Here is an 18742-nt window from a genome sequence, read left to right on the forward strand (position 1 = left end):
GCTGCGCGGCGAAAAACCAGTTATGGGGTCGAGGGGACCGAGTCCCTTCGCGGACCCGGGCAGAGCCCGGCCTGGTTTTCCGCTATCCCAGGTACTTGCCGATATCCACCGCGTCCACCTGTTCCGGGCGGAGGTATTGCTCCGCATACCGGCGGTAGACCCCGGAGCTGAGGAAGAGGTCGAAGAGCTGCGGGTCGATGTGGCCGTCCTTTTTCATGAACGACATGATCTTCACCGCTTCGCTCAAGGGTTTCGGCGTCTTGTAGGGGCGGTCGGCGGCGGTGAGCGCCTCGAAGATGTCGGCGATCGCCATGATCCGCGCGGGGACGGACATCTGGTCGCCGGTGAGGCCGTTGGGATAGCCGGTGCCGTTGATCTTTTCGTGGTGGCCGCCCGCGAACTCCGGCACGTCGCGCAGCTTCTTGGGGAAGGGCAGCTCTTTCAGCATGCGGATGGTGACGACGATGTGGTCGTTGATCTTGGCGCGTTCCTCGTCGGTGAGGGTGCCGCGCCGCACCGCGAGGTTGTAGAGCTCGCCCAGATCGTAATGGCCGGTCTTGTGGTCCGCCCGGTCGGCGAGCAGGTGCTCGGTGCCGGGTGTGGCGCAGAGTTCGGGCGCCGCCTTGACGCGGTTGGTTTCCTCCCACGACAGGCCGATGGTGCGGTCGAAGGTGCGGGTGAAGGTGCGCGCGCCGATTTCCTTCAGCCGGGCGATCCTGTCGTCGGCCATGAATTCGCCGCCCAGGTTGCATTCCGCGACGAAGGCGTAGTCGCTTTCGAGCGCCGCGATCTCCGCCGCGAGCGCCGCCTCGGCGGCGGCGGCGTTTTCGCCCGCAAGCTTGCGTTCGAGGCAGCGGATCTCCGCATCGCGGCGCAGCACCTCGAAGCGGGTGCGCACCTCGTGCAGGCGGTCGCAGATGGTTTCCAGCTTGGTGGACTTGTCCACCACGTATTCCGGCGTCGTCACCTTGCCGCAGTCGTGCAGCCAGCCCGCCAGGTGCAGGGCGTACCAGGCGTCCTCGTCGAGGGTGAAGTCGGCGAACGGGCCTTCCGTCTGCTCCACCGCCGCCTTGGCGATCATGTTGGTGATTTCCGGCACGCGCTGGCAATGGCCGCCGGTATAGGGGGATTTTTCGTCGATCGCTCCGGCGATCAGCTTGATGAAGGAGTCGAGCAGGGCGCGCTGCGCATCCAGAAGCTGGCGGTTGTCGATGGCGATCGCCGCCTGGCTCGCCAGGGCCGCGATGATCGGCTTCACCGCCTCGCCGAAGGGCACGACCGCGCCTTTTTCGTCGCGCGCGTTGATCAGTTGCAGCACGCCGACCACCTCGCCCCCCGGCGTCATCAGCGGCACCGTCATGAACGAGGTGGAGCGGTATCCGGTGCGCGCGTCGAAGGCGCGGGTGCCCGCGAAGTCGAAGCCCTCGGCGTGGTAGGCGTCGTCGATGACGACGATCTCCTTGGCGAGGGCGGCGTGGCTCGCCACGTTCTTGTGGTTGGGTTTGCCGCTTTCCGGGTCGGACAGGCGCACGCAGGGGAAGTCGATCGGCCGGCCGGTGGTGCCGCCCATGGCGATGGCGAGGGTGTCGTTGCGGATGATTTCGAAGCAGAGCGTGTCGTCGTCGCTCATCAGGTAGAGGGTGCCGCCGTCGGCGTTGGTGAGGCTTTTCGCCTCCAGCAGCAGGGTTTCGAGCAGGCGGTTGCGGTCCCGTTCGGAGGACAGCGCAATGCCGAGTTCGACAAGGCGGCACAACAGCGGCTCTTCGGCCGGAGACCCCGAGAACGTTCTGTCCATGGCGACCCTCGCATCGGTGCGGGACGATTTCGGCAAAGATCGTAGCACACCCCGCTTCGCATTGGTACGCCACGTCTTTTAGGGCCTTTATAAAGGTCGGGGACTTGACGCTCATGCGGGAAAACGCCCTTATGAATGCGGGGCGCGGCGCGCGCCCGCCATACGCGAAGGGAACCAACATGCCGTTTTCGTCCTTGCGGGATTTCATCCGCCGCCTGGAAGCCGAAAACAAGCTGGTGCGCGTCGCCGCGCCGGTTTCGCCGGAGCTTGAGATCACCGAGATCCAGACCCGCCTGCTGGCCGAGGGCGGCCCGGCGGTGCTGTTCGAGAACCCGGTGCGCGCCGACGGCGCGCCCTATGGCGTGCCGGTGCTCGTCAACCTGTTCGGCACCGTGGACCGCGTCGCCATGGCGATGGACCGCACGCCTGCGGAGCTGCGCGAGGTGGGGGAGACGCTGGCCTTCCTCAAACAGCCGGAGCCGCCGGGCGGGCTGCGCGAGGCGCTCTCCATGCTGCCGCTGGCGAAGACGGTGTTCGCGATGCGGCCGAAGGAGGTCTCCCGCGCGCCGTGCCAGGAGGTGGTGCTCACCGGCGAGGAGATCGACCTCTCCGCCCTGCCGATCCAGACCTGCTGGCCGGGCGAGCCCGCGCCCCTGATCACCTGGCCGCTGGTGGTCACCGGCGGGCCGAAGGAGGACGGGCGCGAGGCGTTCAACCTCGGCATCTACCGCATGCAGGTGATCGCCCGCGACGCCACGATCATGCGCTGGCTGAAGCACCGCGGCGGCGCGCAGCACTACCGCCGCTGGAAGGAGACCGGCCACGCCGAGCCGATGCCGGTGGCGGTGGTGATCGGCGCCGACCCGGGGACCATCGTCGCGGCGGTGACGCCGGTGCCGGAGAGCCTGTCCGAATACCAGTTCGCCGGGCTTTTGCGCGGCAAGGCGGTGGACCTGGTGGCGTGCAAGACCGTTCCCCTCAAGGTGCCCGCCGAGGCGGAGATCGTGCTGGAGGGTCACGTGCTGCTCGACGAGATGCGCGACGAGGGGCCCTATGGCGACCACACCGGCTATTACAACGGCGTGGAAAAGTTCCCGGTGTTCAAGATCTCCGCGATCACCCGGCGCAAGGACCCGATCTACCTGTCCACCTTCACCGGGCGGCCGCCGGACGAGCCTTCCATTCTCGGCGAGGCGCTGAACGAGGTGTTCGTGCCGCTCTTGATCCAGCAGTTCCCGGAGATCGTCGATTTCTGGCTGCCGCCGGAGGGCTGTTCCTACCGCATCGCGGTGGTCTCGATCAGGAAGGGGTATCCCGGCCACGCCAAGCGGGTGATGATGGGGGTGTGGTCGTTCCTGCGCCAGTTCCTCTACACCAAGTTCGTCATCGTGGTGGACGACGACATCGACGTGCGCGACTGGAAGGATGTGATGTGGGCGATTTCCACCCGCATGGACCCGGTGCGCGACACCCTGCTGGTGGAGAACACGCCGATCGACTATCTCGACTTCGCCTCCCCCGAATCCGGTCTCGGCGGTAAGATGGGCCTGGACGCCACCAACAAACAGCCGCCGGAGGTGAAGCGCGAGTGGGGGCGCAAGCTTGCGATGAGCGGCGACATCGTCGATCGGGTGAACCGCAAGTGGGCGGACTACGGCCTGCCCGGCTCGGGCAAGCCGATCTGGAAAACCGGCAGGAGCGGCAAATGAGCGAAGCGGGGCTGAACCGGCTTGAGGACGTGTTGAAGCTTGCCCGCGCCTGCGGCGCGGACGCGGCGGACGCGGTCTACGGCGACGGCCGCTCCCTCAGCCTGGCGGTGCGCAAGGGACGGCTGGAGAAGCTGGAACGCGCCGAGGGCGCGGAGATCGGCCTGCGGGTGTTTCTCGGCCGCCGCGCCGCGCTGGTTTCCACCTCGGATTTCTCCGCCGCGTCGCTGAAGGAACTGGCGGAGCGCGCCGTGGCGATGGCGCGGGTGATGCCGGAGGACCCCTTTGCCGGGTTGGCCTCCCCCGAACAACTGATGCGCGGCGCGCTGCCCGAATGCGACCTTTGCGACCCTGCCGAGGCCACCGAGGACGAACTGATCGCCGCGGCGCACGCCGCGGAGGACGCGGCGCTTGCCGTCGCGGGCGTCTCCAACAGCGAGGGGGCGGAGGCCTCGGTGTCGCGCTCCGAGATCGCGCTTGCCGCCACCAACGGCTTTTCCCACGGTTATTGCAGCAGCCATGCGGCGCTCGCCGTCTCGGTGCTGGCGGGCGGGGCGGACGGCATGGAGCGGGACTACGACTCCGCGGTGGCGGTCTACCGCGCCGACCTGCCCGCGCCGGAAAGCCTGGGCCGCGCCGCCGGGGAGCGCGCGGTGGCGCGCCTGGGGGCGAAAAAGGCGGCCTCGGCGACCCTGCCGGTGGTGTTCGACCCGCGGGTTTCGCGCTCTCTGCTCTCCCACTTCCTCGGCGCGGTCAACGGCGCCTCGGTGGCGCGCGGCACCAGCTTCCTCGCCGATGCGATGGGGGGCATGGTGTTCGCCCCCGGCGTCTCCATCGTCGAAGACCCGCACCGCGTCCGCGGCCTGCGCTCGCGGCCGTGCGATGCCGAGGGCCTGCCCACGGCGCGCCGCGCCCTGATCGACGGCGGGCGGCTGACCTCCTGGCTTCTCGATTTGCGCGCGGCGCGGCAGCTGGGGCTTGCCCCCACCGGGCACGCCGCCCGCGGCATCGGCTCCGCGCCGTCGCCCTCGGCGGCCAACGTCGCGCTGCTGCCGGGCACGCTTTCCCCCGCCGCGATGATCGGCGGGATTTCACGCGGCCTCTACGTCACCGAGTTGATCGGCTCCGGCGTCAACGGCGTCACCGGCGACTATTCGCGCGGCGCCGCGGGCTTCCTCATCGAGAACGGCGAGAAGACGAGGCCGGTGAACGAGGTGACGATCGCGGGCAACCTCAGGGAGATGTTCGCCCGGCTGGTTCCCGCCGACGATTGGGTGTATCGCTATGGGATGGACGCGCCGACGGTGTGCATCGACGGTATGACGCTGGCGGGAGCGTAAGCGGCGAGGGGCCGTTTGCGAGGGGACCACATGAAGAACGATGCGCGGCGGGAATTCCTGCAGCACAGCCCTCTGTTCGCCGGCCTGGACGCGGCGGTCCTCGACCGCGTGCTCGCGGTCGCGGTGACGCGGCGGCTGGCGCGCGGCGAAACCCTGTTCCAGAAGGGCGACCCCGGCGACCGCCTGTTCGGCGTGCTCTCCGGACGGGTGAAGGTGCACACCACCTCCCCCGAGGGCAAGGACGTCACCCTCAACCTGTTCAAGGAAGGCCAGTTCTTCGGCGAGATCGCGCTGCTGGACGAACTGCCGCGCACCGCCGACGCGGTGGCGATGGCCCCTTGCGAACTCCTCGTCATCCACCGCCGCGACTTCATGCCCCTGGTCGAGGTCGAGGGCAGGCTCGCCATGCACATCATCCGCCTGCTCTGTCAGCGGGTGCGCGCCACCAGCGAAATGCTCGAGGACGCCGCCTTCCTGCCGCTCGAACAGCGCCTGGCGAAGCACCTGCTGCGTCTCGTCGGCAATTACGGCCAGCCGGTGGCGGGCGGCATCGAGATCGGCCTGCGCCTGTCGCAGCAGGAACTCGCCCACATGATGGCGACGACCCGCGAAAGCGTGAACAAGCAGCTCCAGTCCTGGGCGCAGGCGGGGTGGATCGATCTGCAAAGGAGCCGCGTCACCGTCACCGACGTCGCCGCCCTCGAAGCCATCCTCGAAAACGCCTGAGTTCGGCGCACAAAAAGGGCGGCGGGTTGCCCCGCCGCCGTCCAGTTTCGGGGAGGAATGCCCCGTCCCGCGTCAGGCCGAGCGCACCTTGGCGAGGAAGGCATCGACCACGCCGCGGAGCTGGTCCGCCTGGCGCGAGACCTCTTCCGAGGCGATCAGCACGTCGCGCGCCGAGGCCCCGGTCTCCTGCGCCACCACGCTCACCGTGCCGATGCTGCGGGTGACTTCGTCGGTGCCGTTGGAGGCTTCCTGCACGTTGCGGGCGATCTCCTGGGTCGCCGCGCCCTGCTCCTCCACCGAGGAGGCGATGGTGGCGGAGATCGCATCCAGATCCTGGATGATCTTGGTGATCGCGCCGATCGCCTCCACCGCGCCCTGGGTTTCGCTCTGCACCTTGCGGATCTGTTCGCTGATCTCGCCGGTGGCGCGCGCCGTCTGGTTGGCCAGGCTCTTCACCTCGCCCGCGACCACCGCGAAGCCCTTGCCCGCATCGCCCGCGCGCGCCGCCTCGATGGTGGCGTTGAGCGCCAGGAGGTTGGTGCGGTCGGCGATATCGGTGATCAGGGTCACCACTTCGCCGATCTGCGTCGCCGCGGCGTTGAGCGCCACCACCTTCCCATGGGTCTCCTCGACGCGCACCGTGGCCTGGCGGGCGACGTCGGAGGACTGCGAGACCTGGCGGCTGATCTCGGCGATCGCGTTGTAGAGCTCCTCGGCCGCGGCGGCGACGTTCTGCACGTTCTGCGACGCCTGGGTCGCGGCGGAGGCGACGATGGTGGTCTGCTCCGAGGTCTGCTCGGCCGCCGTGGACATGGTGTCGGCGGTGGACTTCATCGCATCGGCGGAGCGCGCCACGGTCTCGATGATGCCGCTGATCTCGGATTCCAGGCTGTCGGCCAGCTCGCGCAGGGTGCGCTTGCGCTCGGCTTCCAGTTCTTCCTGGGCGCGGGCGTCGCGTTCCTTGGCTTCCAGCAGGTTGGTCTGGAACACCTTGAGCGCGCGCGCCATGGCGCCGACCTCATCCTTGCGCTCGGTGGCGGAGATTTCGAGGGAGAGGTCGCCCTCGGCCAGTGCCGTGGTGTTCTGCGTCAGGGTGTTGACCGGCCGTGCGATGCCGCGGGCGATCGACATCGTCACCGCCACCAGGATGGCGAGCAGGCCGAGGCCCATGCCGCCGATCTGCACTGCCTTGTCCCAGAACAACGCGTTGATGCGGTCGATATAGATGCCCGAACCGATCAGCAGGTCCCAGCTCTTGGTCGCGGAGATGTAGGAAAGCTTGGCCACCGGCTCCTTCTTGCCGGGAAACGGCCACAGGTATTCCACGTAGCCCGCCTTCTCCGGGTTGTCCACCGCCTTGGCGAACTCCACGAAGATCTTCTTGCCGGAGGGGTCCACCGTGGCGGAGGCGTCGGTGCCGTTGAGTTTCGGGTTGATCGGGTGCATCACGATGGTGGCCTTGCGGTCCTGCACCCAGAAATAGCCGTCTTCGCCGTAGCGCAGGCCGGAAAGGTCGGCCATCGCCTCGGCCTTGGCCTCGGCCTCGGTGAGCTTGCCGTCCTTCCACAGCTGGGCGTTGCGCTCCACCGCGGAGCGCGCGGTATCCACCAGGCCTTGCAGTTCGCCCTTGCGCTCGTTGATCAGGTTGTGGCGGTAGTCCCACAGGTTTTCCGCCACCAGAGAGGTCACGCCGACGCAGGTGACCGCGAGAATCAGGGTCAGCTTCCGTGCGATCGGCAGGTTGTTGAAGGTGGATCGAATGGACATGGTTTCCTCCTCGATTTTTCCGTGTTCTTGTCGTGCGAAGGGGTCAGGGAATGCGGCGCAACGCTGCGGCATGGGGCGTCTTGGCGAGCTCCAGGCACGCTGCGACCAGGTGCTCCACCGGCTCGCCGCGCCGCATGCAGGCGTCGATCTGTGTGATCAGGACCTCGGTGCGGTCGGCGAATTCGGCGACCTCGCGCGCCTCGCGGGCACGCTGGTTGAGAACCTCGCCCGCTTCGCGCAGGCGGTCGAGCGAGGCCCGTATGCCCTTGCCGGAGCGCTTCAGCCGCGCGTTCTCGAAGGAGAGCCGCGCCTCGGCGGTGCGCAGGCGGGCGCCGTCCTCGGCGATGTTCGAAAGCGCCGCGGCGATGCGCGTGCTGCCGTTCTTGAGATTGTCGGAGGCCGCGGCCATGGTGCGGTTGGCGGTCTCGCTGGCGTCGATGTGCCGCCGTACGTCGGCGGTGTTGGCGACGACGTCATCCAGAACCTGTGCGGTCTTGGCGAAATCGGTGGTGATCTGCTTCATGGTCGGTTCCTCTCGGGTGTACGGCTTCTGGCCATGGGGTCGCAAACCCCGTGCCGAAACCCGAGAAGCCCTGTAGGGTATTCGGGAGAGCTTTGAATTTCGTTCCATATTAAGATGTTGTGAAATTTCCAGCGCCGCGTTGCGGCGCCGTGGGCGGCGGTACGGCGCGGCGCGCCGCGCGAAATGGTTTGCAAAATGCGAGAGCCGGCCTGAAACGGCTTGACTCACCTGCCGCCCCGGTTAGACTCCCCGGCCATGCGACGGTCCCCGTTAGGGGACTAAAAGGGAAGCCGGTCGAATTCCGGCGCTGTTCCCGCAACTGTCGGCGGCGAGCCTAGATCCGCGAACCACTGGGGCGATGTCCCTGGGAAGGAGGATCGAAGGTGGCGACCCGCGAGCCAGGAGACCTGCCGTCGCATGCGTCATGTCCGTGGGTCGGGAGTTGCCCATGGCGCGGGACACCGTATGTGGCGCTCAAGTTTGGTGAGGTCACGGATGCGGGTGGTTCCGATGCGGCGCGTTTGTCGTTTCTTTTCGAGTCCCGGAGTCCCGGCGTTGCGCACTGCGGTGCGGGCGCTCGCGCACGTTTGCCGCGGCCTTATCGGCTTGCCAAGGGTTCCCGGCGCGGGGTTCCGCGACGGTGCGAGCCGCTGGTGCGGCAGTTGTGTTTTTCCCTACCCCTGAGACGACGAGGCGCGGCCCGGCATGTTCGGCCGCTGGGTCCGCGTTCTTTCAACTGACGGCGGCTTCCTTCACCGGAGCCGCCGCTTTTTTTGGGAAAACCAAAACGTTACGAGGGGACTCGGTCCCCTCGCGCACCCCATAACCCGGTTTTACAGCCCCACAGCCGCCAGGTAGGCGCGCCAGAAGGCGCGCGCCGCGGCGGTGAGGCGCGGCAGCGCCGCGGTGGCGGCGGCGGCGAAGTCTTGTGCGCCGGTCGGCCCCAGGGTGGCGGCCAGCGAGGCGGCGTAGGCGGGCACCGCGCTCCATTCCGGCACCGTCTGCGGGGTGACTTCCACATGGTACTGGAAGCCGTAGGCCTTGGTGCCGACGCGCGCCGCCTGGACCGGGCAGGCGGGGTTGGCGGCGAGGATCACGCCGTCGGCGGGGAGCGTCTTGACCTCCGAGCCGTGCCACTGCAGGCAGAGGACCGGCGCTTCGAGAGCACGCATCACCGGGTCGTCCGCCGCCGCCGGGGTGGGGTTGACCGTGGCGATGCCGACCTCGGGGGCCGCCATCGGCCCCACCTCGCCGCCGGTCGCCGCGGCGAGCAACTGGTGGCCGAGGCACAGCCCGAGGAAGGGCTTGTCCAGATCGCGCACCCAGCGGCGGATGTAGGCCTTCTCCGCGGCGAGCCAGGGGAGTTTGCCGTCCTCCCACACGTCCATCGGCCCGCCCATCGCCATCAGGAGGTCGTAGCCCGCGGGGTCCGGCGGGGTTTGCCCGGCGTCCCACTCCACCACGTCCCATGTCGTCCCGTCTTCCGCCATGAGATCGCGGAAGGAGCCGGGGTGTTCGACCTCGATGTGCTGGAAAACCAGAACGCGCATGTGTCATACCTGATGTTTCCTGTTGCGGAGCCGCCCATCATGGGGCAAATCCGAAGCGCCCGGCAACGGCAAAGCAATCCCGTGAAAGGACGTCCGTGACCGTTTCCGTTTCCGCCGCGCCGCCGCGCCTGGTGATGCGCGGCATCGTCAAGCGCTTCCCCGGCTGTCTCGCCAACGACGGCATCGACCTGGTGGTCGAGGCGGGGCAGTGCCATGCGCTGTTGGGGGAGAACGGCGCGGGCAAGTCCACCCTGGTGAAGATCGCCTCCGGCGTGCTCTCCGCCGACGCGGGAGAGATTTTCTGGGAAGGCGCGCCGGCCGCCATCGGCAGCCCGGCGGCGGCGCGGGCGCTGGGCATCGGCATGGTGTTCCAGCACTTCTCGCTGTTCGAATCGATGACGGTGGCGGAGAACGTGGCGCTCGGCACCGGCGACCCGTCGCCGCTCCCCGCGCTTGCCGCGCGCATCGCCGAGGTTTCGGCGCGCTATGGCCTGGCGCTCGACCCGCAGCGCCGCATCGCCGACCTTTCGGTGGGGGAGCGCCAGCGCGTCGAGATCGTGCGCGCGCTGTTGCAGGACCCCAAGCTTCTGATCATGGACGAGCCGACCTCGGTGTTGACGCCGCAGGAGGCGCAATCTCTGTTCGGCGTGCTGCGCCGCCTCGTCGCCGAGGGGCGCAGCATCCTCTACATCAGCCACAAGCTGGCGGAGATCCGCATTCTCTGCACGGCGGCGACGGTGCTGCGCGGCGGCCGCGTCGCCGGAACCTGCGACCCGCGTGAGGAGACCGCCGCCTCGCTGGGGCGGATGATGATCGGCGCGGACTTCGCGCCGCCCGCGCGCGCGGCGGCCGCGCCCGCGCCGGGGGAGCCGCGCCTCGTCGTGGACCGCCTGTCCATGGCCCCGGAAATGCCGTTCGCGCCCGCGCTCGATGCGGTGAGTCTGGCGGTGCATCCCGGCGAAATTTTCGGCATCGCCGGGGTGGCGGGCAACGGCCAGGCGGAGCTGCTGCGCGCGCTTTCCGGCGAATCGCTTGCCGCGGTGGCGGAGGCGGTCCGCATCGACGGCGTCGCCGTCGGCCACCTCGGCCCGCGGCGGCGGCGCGCCTGCGGCATGGGCTTCGTGCCGGAGGAGCGGCTGGGCCGCGGCGCGGTGCCCGACATGTCGCTCGCCGACAACACCCTGCTCTCCGCCAGCCGCAGCGAGGGCATGCTGTCGCGCGGGCTGATCCGATTCGCCCGCGCGCGGCAGTTCGCCGAGACGGTGATAGGCACCTTCCACGTCGCCGCCGCCGGGCCGGATGCGGCGGCGCGCAGCCTCTCCGGCGGCAACTTGCAGAAGTTCATCGTCGGCCGGGAGATCCTGCAGAAGCCGCGGCTCCTGATCGTCGGGCAGCCGACCTGGGGGGTGGACGCGGGGGCCGCCGCGGCGATCCACCGCGACCTCATCGCGCTGGCGCAGGAGGGCGCGGCGGTGCTGGTGGTCTCCCAGGACCTGGACGAGCTGTTCTCGATTTGCGACCGCATCGCGGTGATGTGCCAGGGGCGGCTCTCCGCCGCGCGGCCGGTGCGCGCCACCACGGTGGAGGAGGTCGGCATGCTGATGGGCGGGGTGTTCCACCTCGACGGGACGGCGGAGGGCCCCGGCCATGCCCCTGCGCCTTGAGGCCCGCGCCGAGCCGTCGCGCGCCATGGTGTTCGCCGCGCCGGTGATCGCCATCGCCGCCACCCTCTGCCTCGGCGGCATTCTCTTTGCGGCGCTCGGCTTCGACCCGTTCACGGCGCTCGCCGCTTTCTTCATCGAGCCGGTGAGCACCGTCTACGGCCTGAGCGAACTGCTGCTGAAGGCGACGCCCTTGGCGCTGATCGGCGTGGGCCTGGCGCTCGGCTTCCGCGGCAACGTGTGGAACATCGGCGCGGAGGGCCAGTTGATCATCGGCGCGGTGGCGGGCGGCGGCATGGCGCTGGCGCTCTACGACGTTTCCGGCCTGTGGGTGATGCCCTGCGTGCTCGCCGCCGGGGTGGCGGGCGGCGCGGCCTATGCGGCGGTGCCCGCGCTGTTGCGCACCCGCTTCCACGCCAACGAGATTCTCACCAGCCTGATGCTCAACTACGTCGCCACCCTGTTCCTCGGCTGGCTGGTGCACGGGCCGTGGCGCTCCCCCGAGGGCTACAACTTCCCCGAATCGCGGATGTTCACCGACTCCGCGCTGCTGCCGCTGCTGGTGGAGGGCACCCGCCTGCACGTCGGCGTGCTGTTCGCCCCCCTCGCCGCATTCGCCACCTGGGTGATCGTGTCGCGCTCCTTCCTCGGCTTCCAGATCAAGGTGATCGGCATGACCCCGGCGGCGGGCAGCTTTGCCGGGTTCGGGCCGCGCCGGGTGATCTGGTTCACCCTGATGTTCGGCGGCGGCCTCGCCGGGCTGGCGGGCGCGATGGAGGTGGCCGGGCCGATCGGCCAGCTGGTGCCGATCGTCTCGCCGGGCTATGGCTACACCGCGATCATCGCCGCCTTCCTCGGGCGGCTGCATCCCTTCGGCATTCTGCTGTCCTCGCTGCTGCTGGCGCTGATCTACCTCGGCGGCGACGCGGCGCAGATCGCGCTGGCCGTGCCGTTCGCGGTGACCCAGGTGTTCCAGGGGATGGTGCTGTTCTTCCTGCTCGCCGCCGACGTGCTGATCCGCTACCGCGTGCGGTTCGACGCGCCGCGGAGCGTCGCATCATGAGCGACGCCGAACTCATCACCCTCTCCGCCATCCTTGCCGCCATGGTGCGCGCCGCCACGCCGCTCGCCTTCGCCGCGCTGGGCGAACTGGTCACCGAGCGCGCGGGCGTGCTCAACCTCGGCCTCGAGGGGATGATGCTGATGGGCGCGGTGGCCGCCTTCGGCACGGCGCACGCCGGGTGGGGCTATGCCCCGGCGATCGCCGCCGGGGCCGCCGCCGGGGCGGCGATGGCCGCGCTCTTCGGCCTGCTCGCGCTGACCCTGCGCGCCAACCAGGTGGCCTGCGGCCTGGCGCTCAGCATCTTCGGCGTCGGGCTGTCCGCCTTTCTCGGGAAGAGCCTGATCGGCAGCCCGGTGACGGCGCTGCCCGCCCTGCCGGTCCCCGGCCTGGCGGAGATTCCGGTGATCGGCGCGGCGCTGTTCGACCAGGACATCCTGGTCTACGCCTCGTTCCTCGCCGCGCCCGCGCTGCACTGGTTCCTCTTCAAAAGCCGCCGCGGTCTCATCCTCCGCGCCGTCGGCGAGAACCACGACGCGGCGCACGCCATCGGCTATGGCGTGCTGCGGGTGCGCTATGCCGCGGTGCTGTTCGGCGGCGCGATGAGCGGCCTCGCCGGGGCGTACCTGTCGCTCGCCTATACTCCGATGTGGGTGGAGAACATGAGCTCCGGCCGCGGCTGGATCGCGCTGGCGCTGGTCGTCTTCGCCACCTGGCGGCCCTCGCGCGCCATCCTCGGGGCGTATCTCTTCGGCGGCGTCACGATTTTGCAACTGCATGCGCAGAGCTGGGGAATCGGCGTGCCCTCGCAGGCGCTGGCGATGCTGCCCTACCTCGCCACCGTGGCGGTGCTGGTGCTGATTTCCCGCGACGAAACCAAGATCAAGTTGAATGCCCCCGCCTGTTTGGGGAAAGTGTTCCATTCCGGACGATGACACGAGGGAGAAGCATGATGATGATGACGCGGCGGGCGGGGCTGGCGGCGGTCCTGGCGTTGGGGTTGGGCGCGGCGGGCTCGGCCCTTGCGGCGGAGCCCTTGAAGGTCGGCTTCGTCTACGTCGGGCCGATCGGCGACTACGGCTATTCGCACCAGCACAACGAAGGCCGCCTCGCGGTGGAGAAGCGCTTCGTCGGCAAGGTGAAGACCACCTATGTGGAAAACGTGCCGGAAGGCGCGGACGCCGAGCGGGTGATCCGCCAACTCGCCCAGACCGGACATGCGCTGATCTTCACCACCTCCTTCGGATTCATGAATCCCACCGCCAAGGTGGCCAGGCAGTTCCCCAAGGTGAAGTTCGAGCACGCCACCGGTTATCTGCGCGGGCCCAACCTCGCCACTTACATGGCGCGCTTCTACGAGGGGCGCTATGCCTCCGGCGTCGCCGCCGGGCGTCTGACCAAGAGCAACAAGCTCGGCTACATCGCTTCCTTCCCCATTCCCGAGGTGGTGCGCGGCGCCAACGCCTTCACGCTGGGCGCGCGCAGCGTCAACCCCAAGGCCGAGGTCCGCGTCGTCTGGGTGAACTCCTGGTACGATCCGGGCAAGGAACGCGAGGCCGCCGAGGCGCTGATCGCCCAGGGCGTGGACGTGATCGCGCAGCACACCGATTCCGCCGCGCCGGTGCAGGCGGCGGACGAAAAGGGGGTGTGGGCGATCGGTCAGGCCTCCGACATGTCGCGCTTCGGCCCGCGTTCCCACCTTACCGCCATCGTCGATGACTGGTCCGGCTATTACATCGCACGCGTCCAGGCGGTGCTCGACGGGGCCTGGACCTCCACCGACACCTGGCGCGGCTTCGACGCGGGCATGGTGCGCCTCGCGCCGTTCAACCCGGCGGTGCCCGCCGCGGTGAAGGCCGAGGCGCTGAAGGTCGAGGACGAGATCAAGAGCCACAAGCTCCACCCCTTCACCGGGCCGATCAAGGACCAGTCGGGCAAGGAACGCGTCGCCCCCGGCAAGGTGATGGCGGACGCCGACCTGTTGCGGATGAACTGGTTCGTCCAGGGCGTGATCGGCGACATGCCGAAGTAAGAGCTAAAACTCAGTGGGGGGACTCGCTCCCCCCACACCCCCCATAACTTGTTTTTCGCCGCGTGATGGTCTTATGGCCCTGCGCGCAAAAGTTATGGGGTCCGGGATCCGCGACCCCGGCGGGTCCAGGGCGGAGCCCTGGCCTGGTTTTTTTATCCCGTCTTCTCCGGCGCGAAATCGAGCGCCAGGCCGTTGATGCAATAGCGCAGGCCGGTGGGCTGCGGGCCGTCGGGGAAGACGTGGCCGAGGTGGCCGCCGCACTTGGCGCAGGTGACCTCGATACGGGTCATGCCGTGGTCGGCGTCGGTGCGGGTGGCGACCGCGCCTTTTTCGAGGACGTCGAAGAAGCTGGGCCAGCCGCTGCCGGACTCGAACTTGGCGCCGGAGGAGAAGAGCGGCGCGCCGCAGCCGCCGCAGACGAAGGTTCCGTTGCGGTGTTCTTCGAGCAGCGGGCTGGAGAACGGCGGTTCGGTGCCGCAGAGTTCGAGGATGCGGCGGCGTTCGGGCGGCAGGGCGGGCATGGGCGGGCCTCCGGAGTTGGGTCTCCTCCGGATATGGTGTGCGCGGCTCAGTCCGTCACGAATTCGCTGCGGCGGTAGCCCTGGGCGAAGAGGAGGCCGGTGAGGTCGGCGAAGTTGAGCGCGGCGCGCGCGCCGGCGACCACCGTGGGCTTGCCGTGGAAGGCGACGCCGAGTCCCGCGGCCTGGATCATCGGCAGGTCGTTGGCGCCGTCGCCGACGGCGAGCGCCGCCTCCAGCCCCACCCCTGCCTCGGCGGCGGTGGCGGAGAGGGTGGCGCGCTTGGCGTCGCGGTCGAGGATCGGCTCCGCGACGGTGCCGGTGAGCTTGCCGTTTTCGATGACGAGGTCGTTGGCGAAGACGCGGTCGAAGCCGCAGGTTTTCGCCACCCGCCCGGCGAAGGGCAGGAAGCCGCCGGAAATCAGCACGGCGACCGCGCCGTTCTTGCGCATCGTCATCACCGCGGCGCGGCCGCCGGGGGTGAAGCGGACCTCGGCGTAGGTCTCGTCGATGGTGGTCTCGGGCAGTCCCTTGAGCAGGCCGACGCGTTCCCGCAGCGCGGCGCGGAAATCGAGTTCGCCGTTCATCGCCCGCGCGGTGATCGCGGCGATGCGGTCCTTGATCCCGGCGTGGGCGGCGAGTTCGTCGAGGGTTTCGCCGGTGACGAAGGTGGAGTCCATGTCGGCGATGAGCACCGCCTTTTTGCGCCCGTCCGCCTTTTGCGCGATGACGTCGAGGCCGCCCTGCGGGTAGAAGGGGGTGAGGGCCGCACGCGCCGCGGCGTCCGCCTGGTCGGGGTTGAGTTCGGCGAAGGCGATGTCGCAGGCGCTGCCCGCGGCCTCGGGGTCGTCGAGCCAGTCCGGCGCGGCGGTTTCCGCGCCGAGGTGGGCGAGCGCGGCGCGCACCGCATCGACCGCCTCGGGCGCGATGACGACGCCCCGGGGAAAGCGCCCGAGCGAGCCGGGGCCGGGCGCATCGACTTTCGGGGCGGCGATCAGGGTGAGGACGTGGGACATGGGCGTTCGGTCTTTCTCGGCGGAGACGGCGGAAAGCGGCTTTGCCGCCGCCGGGCCCTGCCTGATCGTGGCGGGGCCGACGGCCTCGGGGAAATCCGCGCTGGCGATCGCCCTGGCGCAGCGCCTCGGCGGCGAGATCGTCAACGCCGACAGCATGCAGGTTTATCGCGATTTGTCCATCCTCACGGCGCGTCCGCCGGATGAAGATACGGCGCTGTCGCCGCACCACCTCTATGGCGTGCTGGCGGCGGGGGAAACCTGCGCCGCCGGGCTGTGGCTGGCGTGGATGCGCCGCCTGCTGCCCACGATCTGGGGGCGTGGGCGGCTGCCGGTGGTGGTGGGCGGCACCGGGCTCTACCTGCGCGCCCTGACCGCCGGCCTCGCCCCGGTGCCGGAGGTGCCGCCGGAAGCGCGCGCCGCGGCGGCGGCGGATTACGACCGCCTGGGGGCGGCGGCCTTCGCCGCAGATCTGGCGAAGCTGGACCCCGCCGCCGCTGCCGCCATCCCCCCCGGCAACCGCCAGCGGATGATCCGCGCCATGGAAGTGGCGCGCGCCACCGGGAAGCCGATCTCCGTCTGGCAGGCGGAGCCGCACGCGGGCGGCCTTTCCCGCCCGCCGGTGGTGGTGAGCCTGCTGCCGGAGCGGGAGTGGCTTTATGCGCGGTGCGACCGGCGCTTCCGCGCGATGCTCGCCGCCGGGGCGTGGGAGCAGGCGGAGGCGGCGCTTGCCGCCGGGCTTTCTCCCGATGCGCCGGTGTGCCGGGCGCTCGGCGCCGCCGCGCTGATCGCCGCGATCCTCGGGCGGATGGACCGCGAGGCGGCGGTGGCGGTGGCGCAGCGGGAAACCCGCAACTACGCGAAGCGGCAGCTCACCTGGTTCCGCCGTCAGCTCGCGGCGGACATCGTGCTGCGCCCGCCGCAGGATTCCCCCGAGTCGCCGGAATTTGCCGCAAAACTGGCGGAAAACGTAGGGCTATGCCTGTCGAAGGCGGACAACGCTCTCCGCTGAAGCCGCAGCATCGAGAAAGAATGTTGCAGCATATGGAAAAAAACTTTCCGGATGTTTGTCGGTTTTAATTGACCCTGGTTCCGCGAAATCATAAGTAGGATGCTCTCTTTCAGGCGCCCTGAATGAAAAGAGGCGCCGGACGAACGGAGGACGGGGTTTCCCCGGCGAGGAGATGAAGAGGTTGATGCGGCGTGGCGTCCGGCGGAACCGGGCCGCGCCGTTGGCATTCGGCAACGGTTTTTGGAGCGGAAGGTATGATGCAGGAACGCATGTCCGGAGCGGAGATAGTCCTCAAGGCCCTGGTGGATCAGGGCGTCGAGGTCGTATTCGGCTATCCGGGAGGCGCCGTACTTCCGCTTTACGATGCGATCTTCAAGCAGAACCACATCCGCCACATCCTCACCCGCCACGAGCAGGCGGCGGTGCACGCGGCGGAGGGCTATGCCCGGTCCACCGGCAAGGTCGGCGTGGTGCTGGTGACCTCCGGCCCCGGCTCGACCAACGCGGTGACCGGGCTTCTGGACGCGCTTTTGGATTCCGTGCCCCTGGTCTGCCTGTCGGGGCAGGTGCCCACCCAGCTGATCGGCACCGACGCCTTCCAGGAGGCGGACACCACCGGCATCACCCGTCCGTGCACCAAGCACAACTATCTGGTCAAGGACGTGGAGCTGCTCGCCGGGGTGATGCACGAGGCGTTCTACGTGGCGCGCACCGGGCGGCCCGGCCCGGTGGTGGTGGACCTGCCGAAGAACGTGCAGGTGGCCGAGGGTCCCTACGTGCAGGCGCACCAGGTGAAGCACAAGTCCTACCGCCCGCCGGTGAAGGGCGACGCCGCGGCGATCGAAAAGGCGGTGGACCTCATCGCCTCGGCGAAGCGTCCGGTGTTCTATTGCGGCGGCGGCGTGGTCAACTCCGGTCCCGCGGCGTGCGCGGCGCTGACCGAGCTGGTGCGCGCCACCGGCTATCCGATCACCCTGACCCTGCAGGGCATCGGCGCCTTCCCCGGCTCCGACCCGCAGTTCCTCGGCATGCTCGGCATGCACGGCACCTATGAGGCCAACCTCGCGATGCACGGCTGCGACGTGATGGTGGCGATCGGCGCGCGCTTCGACGACCGCGTCACCGGCAACGTCGCGGGCTTCGCGCCGGGGGCGGAGATCATCCACGTGGACGTGGACGCCGCCTCGATCAACAAGAACGTGCGCGTCGATATTCCGATCATCGGCGACGCGGGCTCGGTGATCGCCGACATGCTGGCGGCGTGGAAAGCCAAGAAGTGCAAGCCCGACGGCGAGGCTCTGGCCCGCTGGTGGCGGCAGATCGAGACCTGGCGGGCGCGCAAGTGCCTGGCCTATGCGCCCTCGGAGGCGGTGATCAAGCCGCAGTTCGCCATCGAGCGGCTCTATGCCGCGGCCAAGGACCGCGACACCTACATCACCACCGAGGTCGGCCAGCACCAGATGTGGGCGGCGCAGTTCTACCGCCAGGAAGAGCCGCTGCACTGGATGACCTCCGGCGGCCTCGGCACCATGGGCTACGGCTTCCCCGCCGCCATCGGCGTGCAGCTGGCGCATCCGGACAGCCTGGTGGCCTGCATCGCGGGCGAGGCCTCGTTCATGATGAACATGCAGGAGATCGCCACCGCCGCGCAGTACCGCCTGCCGGTGAAGGTGTTCATCCTCAACAACGGCTACATGGGCATGGTCCGCCAGTGGCAGGAGCTTCTGCACGGTTCGCGCTACTCCGAGAGCCATTCCGAGGCGCTGCCCGACATCCCCAAGCTGGCGGACGCCTTCGGCATCACCGGCATGGTGGTGGACCGCCCCGCCGACCTCGACGCCGCGATCGCGCGGATGATCGAGACCCCCGGCGCGGTGCTGGTGGACGTGCGCGTGGACCCGGCGGAAAACTGCTTCCCGATGATTCCCTCGGGCGCCACCCACGACAACATGCTGCTCGGCGAGCTGGTCGGCTCCCGCGGCCCGACGGTCACCGAGGCGGGCAAGGGCCTCGTCTGATTCTCTTGGCAAGCGCCGCGG

The 18742-nt window shown here is 69.3% G+C and carries 15 protein-coding genes and 1 riboswitch; of the genes, 9 read left to right on the top strand and 6 right to left on the bottom strand.

Annotated features, from left to right (window positions below):
• Positions 1-82: 82 nt before the first annotated feature.
• Entirely contained in the window at positions 83-1795 is a 1713-nt protein-coding gene (locus tag O7R11_RS09910) for a GAF and HD-GYP domain-containing protein (protein ID WP_337997355.1), read from the bottom strand.
• Positions 1796-1974: 179 nt separating this feature from the next.
• On the opposite strand from O7R11_RS09910, the gene O7R11_RS09915 reads away from it, so the two are divergent.
• Genes O7R11_RS09915 through O7R11_RS09925 form a run of 3 tightly spaced genes read left to right on the top strand, consistent with a single transcriptional unit; the run spans position 1975 to position 5567 of the window.
• The gene (locus tag O7R11_RS09915; protein ID WP_337997356.1) at positions 1975-3504 is read left to right on the top strand and encodes a UbiD family decarboxylase; all 1530 of its coding nucleotides are present in this window, start codon (positions 1975-1977) and stop codon (positions 3502-3504) included.
• Positions 3501-4841, top strand: a complete 1341-nt coding sequence (locus tag O7R11_RS09920) for a TldD/PmbA family protein (RefSeq protein ID WP_337997357.1) — start codon at positions 3501-3503, stop codon at positions 4839-4841. Before O7R11_RS09915 ends, O7R11_RS09920 begins: the two co-directional genes overlap by 4 nt.
• Positions 4842-4871: 30 nt before the next feature.
• On the top strand, positions 4872-5567 hold the full coding sequence (locus O7R11_RS09925) for a Crp/Fnr family transcriptional regulator (protein ID WP_337997358.1): 696 nt from the start codon (positions 4872-4874) through the stop codon (positions 5565-5567).
• Positions 5568-5639: 72 nt separating this feature from the next.
• Here the strand turns inward: O7R11_RS09925 and O7R11_RS09930 are convergent, their stop codons facing one another.
• The 3 genes from O7R11_RS09930 to O7R11_RS09940 form a co-directional block, all read right to left on the bottom strand.
• A complete protein-coding gene (locus tag O7R11_RS09930; protein WP_337997359.1) occupies positions 5640-7334 on the bottom strand; it encodes a methyl-accepting chemotaxis protein in 1695 nt (564 codons plus the stop codon).
• Between the two features lie 43 nt (positions 7335-7377).
• On the bottom strand, positions 7378-7857 hold the full coding sequence (locus tag O7R11_RS09935; RefSeq protein ID WP_337997360.1) for a hypothetical protein: 480 nt from the start codon (positions 7855-7857) through the stop codon (positions 7378-7380).
• 244 nt (positions 7858-8101) lie between these two features.
• A riboswitch (cobalamin riboswitch) is annotated at positions 8102-8286 on the top strand.
• Positions 8287-8690: 404 nt separating this feature from the next.
• On the bottom strand, positions 8691-9407 hold the full coding sequence (locus O7R11_RS09940; RefSeq protein WP_337997361.1) for a type 1 glutamine amidotransferase: 717 nt from the start codon (positions 9405-9407) through the stop codon (positions 8691-8693).
• 134 nt (positions 9408-9541) lie between these two features.
• On the opposite strand from O7R11_RS09940, the gene O7R11_RS09945 reads away from it, so the two are divergent.
• The 4 genes from O7R11_RS09945 to O7R11_RS09960 are packed head-to-tail and all read left to right on the top strand — an operon-like array spanning position 9542 to position 14160.
• Positions 9542-11071, top strand: a complete 1530-nt coding sequence (locus tag O7R11_RS09945; RefSeq protein WP_337997486.1) for an ABC transporter ATP-binding protein — start codon at positions 9542-9544, stop codon at positions 11069-11071.
• Positions 11055-12131, top strand: a complete 1077-nt coding sequence (locus tag O7R11_RS09950) for an ABC transporter permease (protein ID WP_337997362.1) — start codon at positions 11055-11057, stop codon at positions 12129-12131. The genes O7R11_RS09945 and O7R11_RS09950 overlap by 17 nt, the downstream gene beginning before the upstream one ends.
• Positions 12128-13063 carry an ABC transporter permease gene (locus tag O7R11_RS09955; protein ID WP_337997363.1) on the top strand — a complete coding sequence of 312 codons (936 nt, stop codon included), beginning with the start codon at positions 12128-12130 and terminating at the stop codon, positions 13061-13063. The genes O7R11_RS09950 and O7R11_RS09955 overlap by 4 nt, the downstream gene beginning before the upstream one ends.
• A gap of 14 nt (positions 13064-13077) precedes the next feature.
• A complete protein-coding gene (locus O7R11_RS09960) occupies positions 13078-14160 on the top strand; it encodes a BMP family ABC transporter substrate-binding protein (protein ID WP_337997364.1) in 1083 nt (360 codons plus the stop codon).
• A 152-nt stretch (positions 14161-14312) separates the two neighbouring features.
• Here the strand turns inward: O7R11_RS09960 and msrB are convergent, their stop codons facing one another.
• Together msrB and serB are read right to left on the bottom strand one after the other, a co-directional pair.
• The gene (gene msrB / locus O7R11_RS09965) at positions 14313-14681 is read right to left on the bottom strand and encodes a peptide-methionine (R)-S-oxide reductase MsrB (protein WP_337997365.1); all 369 of its coding nucleotides are present in this window, start codon (positions 14679-14681) and stop codon (positions 14313-14315) included.
• Positions 14682-14728: 47 nt separating this feature from the next.
• Complete coding sequence (serB, locus tag O7R11_RS09970) at positions 14729-15694, bottom strand: phosphoserine phosphatase SerB (protein ID WP_337997366.1); 966 nt, start codon at positions 15692-15694, stop codon at positions 14729-14731.
• Between serB and miaA the strand changes: the two genes are divergently transcribed.
• Positions 15693-16703, top strand: coding sequence for a tRNA (adenosine(37)-N6)-dimethylallyltransferase MiaA (gene miaA, locus O7R11_RS09975; protein ID WP_337997367.1), 1011 nt, complete (start codon positions 15693-15695; stop codon positions 16701-16703). The genes serB and miaA overlap by 2 nt on opposite strands.
• Before the next feature lie 254 nt (positions 16704-16957).
• Positions 16958-18721, top strand: coding sequence for an acetolactate synthase 3 large subunit (locus tag O7R11_RS09980; protein WP_337997368.1), 1764 nt, complete (start codon positions 16958-16960; stop codon positions 18719-18721).
• Positions 18722-18742: the final 21 nt, after the last annotated feature.

Origin of the sequence: Oleispirillum naphthae, from assembly GCA_027864655.1 — a bacterium.
In the GTDB taxonomy this organism is placed as follows: domain Bacteria; phylum Pseudomonadota; class Alphaproteobacteria; order Rhodospirillales; family Rhodospirillaceae; genus Oleispirillum; species Oleispirillum naphthae.

Coding starts and splice junctions, on each gene's coding strand:
- O7R11_RS09910 (WP_337997355.1), bottom strand. CDS start 1,795: ATGGACAGAACGTTCTCGGGGTCTCCGGCCGAAGAGCCGCTGTTGTGC.
- O7R11_RS09915 (WP_337997356.1), top strand. CDS start 1,975: ATGCCGTTTTCGTCCTTGCGGGATTTCATCCGCCGCCTGGAAGCCGAA.
- O7R11_RS09920 (WP_337997357.1), top strand. CDS start 3,501: ATGAGCGAAGCGGGGCTGAACCGGCTTGAGGACGTGTTGAAGCTTGCC.
- O7R11_RS09925 (WP_337997358.1), top strand. CDS start 4,872: ATGAAGAACGATGCGCGGCGGGAATTCCTGCAGCACAGCCCTCTGTTC.
- O7R11_RS09930 (WP_337997359.1), bottom strand. CDS start 7,334: ATGTCCATTCGATCCACCTTCAACAACCTGCCGATCGCACGGAAGCTG.
- O7R11_RS09935 (WP_337997360.1), bottom strand. CDS start 7,857: ATGAAGCAGATCACCACCGATTTCGCCAAGACCGCACAGGTTCTGGAT.
- O7R11_RS09940 (WP_337997361.1), bottom strand. CDS start 9,407: ATGCGCGTTCTGGTTTTCCAGCACATCGAGGTCGAACACCCCGGCTCC.
- O7R11_RS09945 (WP_337997486.1), top strand. CDS start 9,542: ATGCGCGGCATCGTCAAGCGCTTCCCCGGCTGTCTCGCCAACGACGGC.
- O7R11_RS09950 (WP_337997362.1), top strand. CDS start 11,055: ATGCCCCTGCGCCTTGAGGCCCGCGCCGAGCCGTCGCGCGCCATGGTG.
- O7R11_RS09955 (WP_337997363.1), top strand. CDS start 12,128: ATGAGCGACGCCGAACTCATCACCCTCTCCGCCATCCTTGCCGCCATG.
- O7R11_RS09960 (WP_337997364.1), top strand. CDS start 13,078: ATGATGATGATGACGCGGCGGGCGGGGCTGGCGGCGGTCCTGGCGTTG.
- msrB (WP_337997365.1), bottom strand. CDS start 14,681: ATGCCCGCCCTGCCGCCCGAACGCCGCCGCATCCTCGAACTCTGCGGC.
- miaA (WP_337997367.1), top strand. CDS start 15,693: ATGGGCGTTCGGTCTTTCTCGGCGGAGACGGCGGAAAGCGGCTTTGCC.
- serB (WP_337997366.1), bottom strand. CDS start 15,694: ATGTCCCACGTCCTCACCCTGATCGCCGCCCCGAAAGTCGATGCGCCC.
- O7R11_RS09980 (WP_337997368.1), top strand. CDS start 16,958: ATGATGCAGGAACGCATGTCCGGAGCGGAGATAGTCCTCAAGGCCCTG.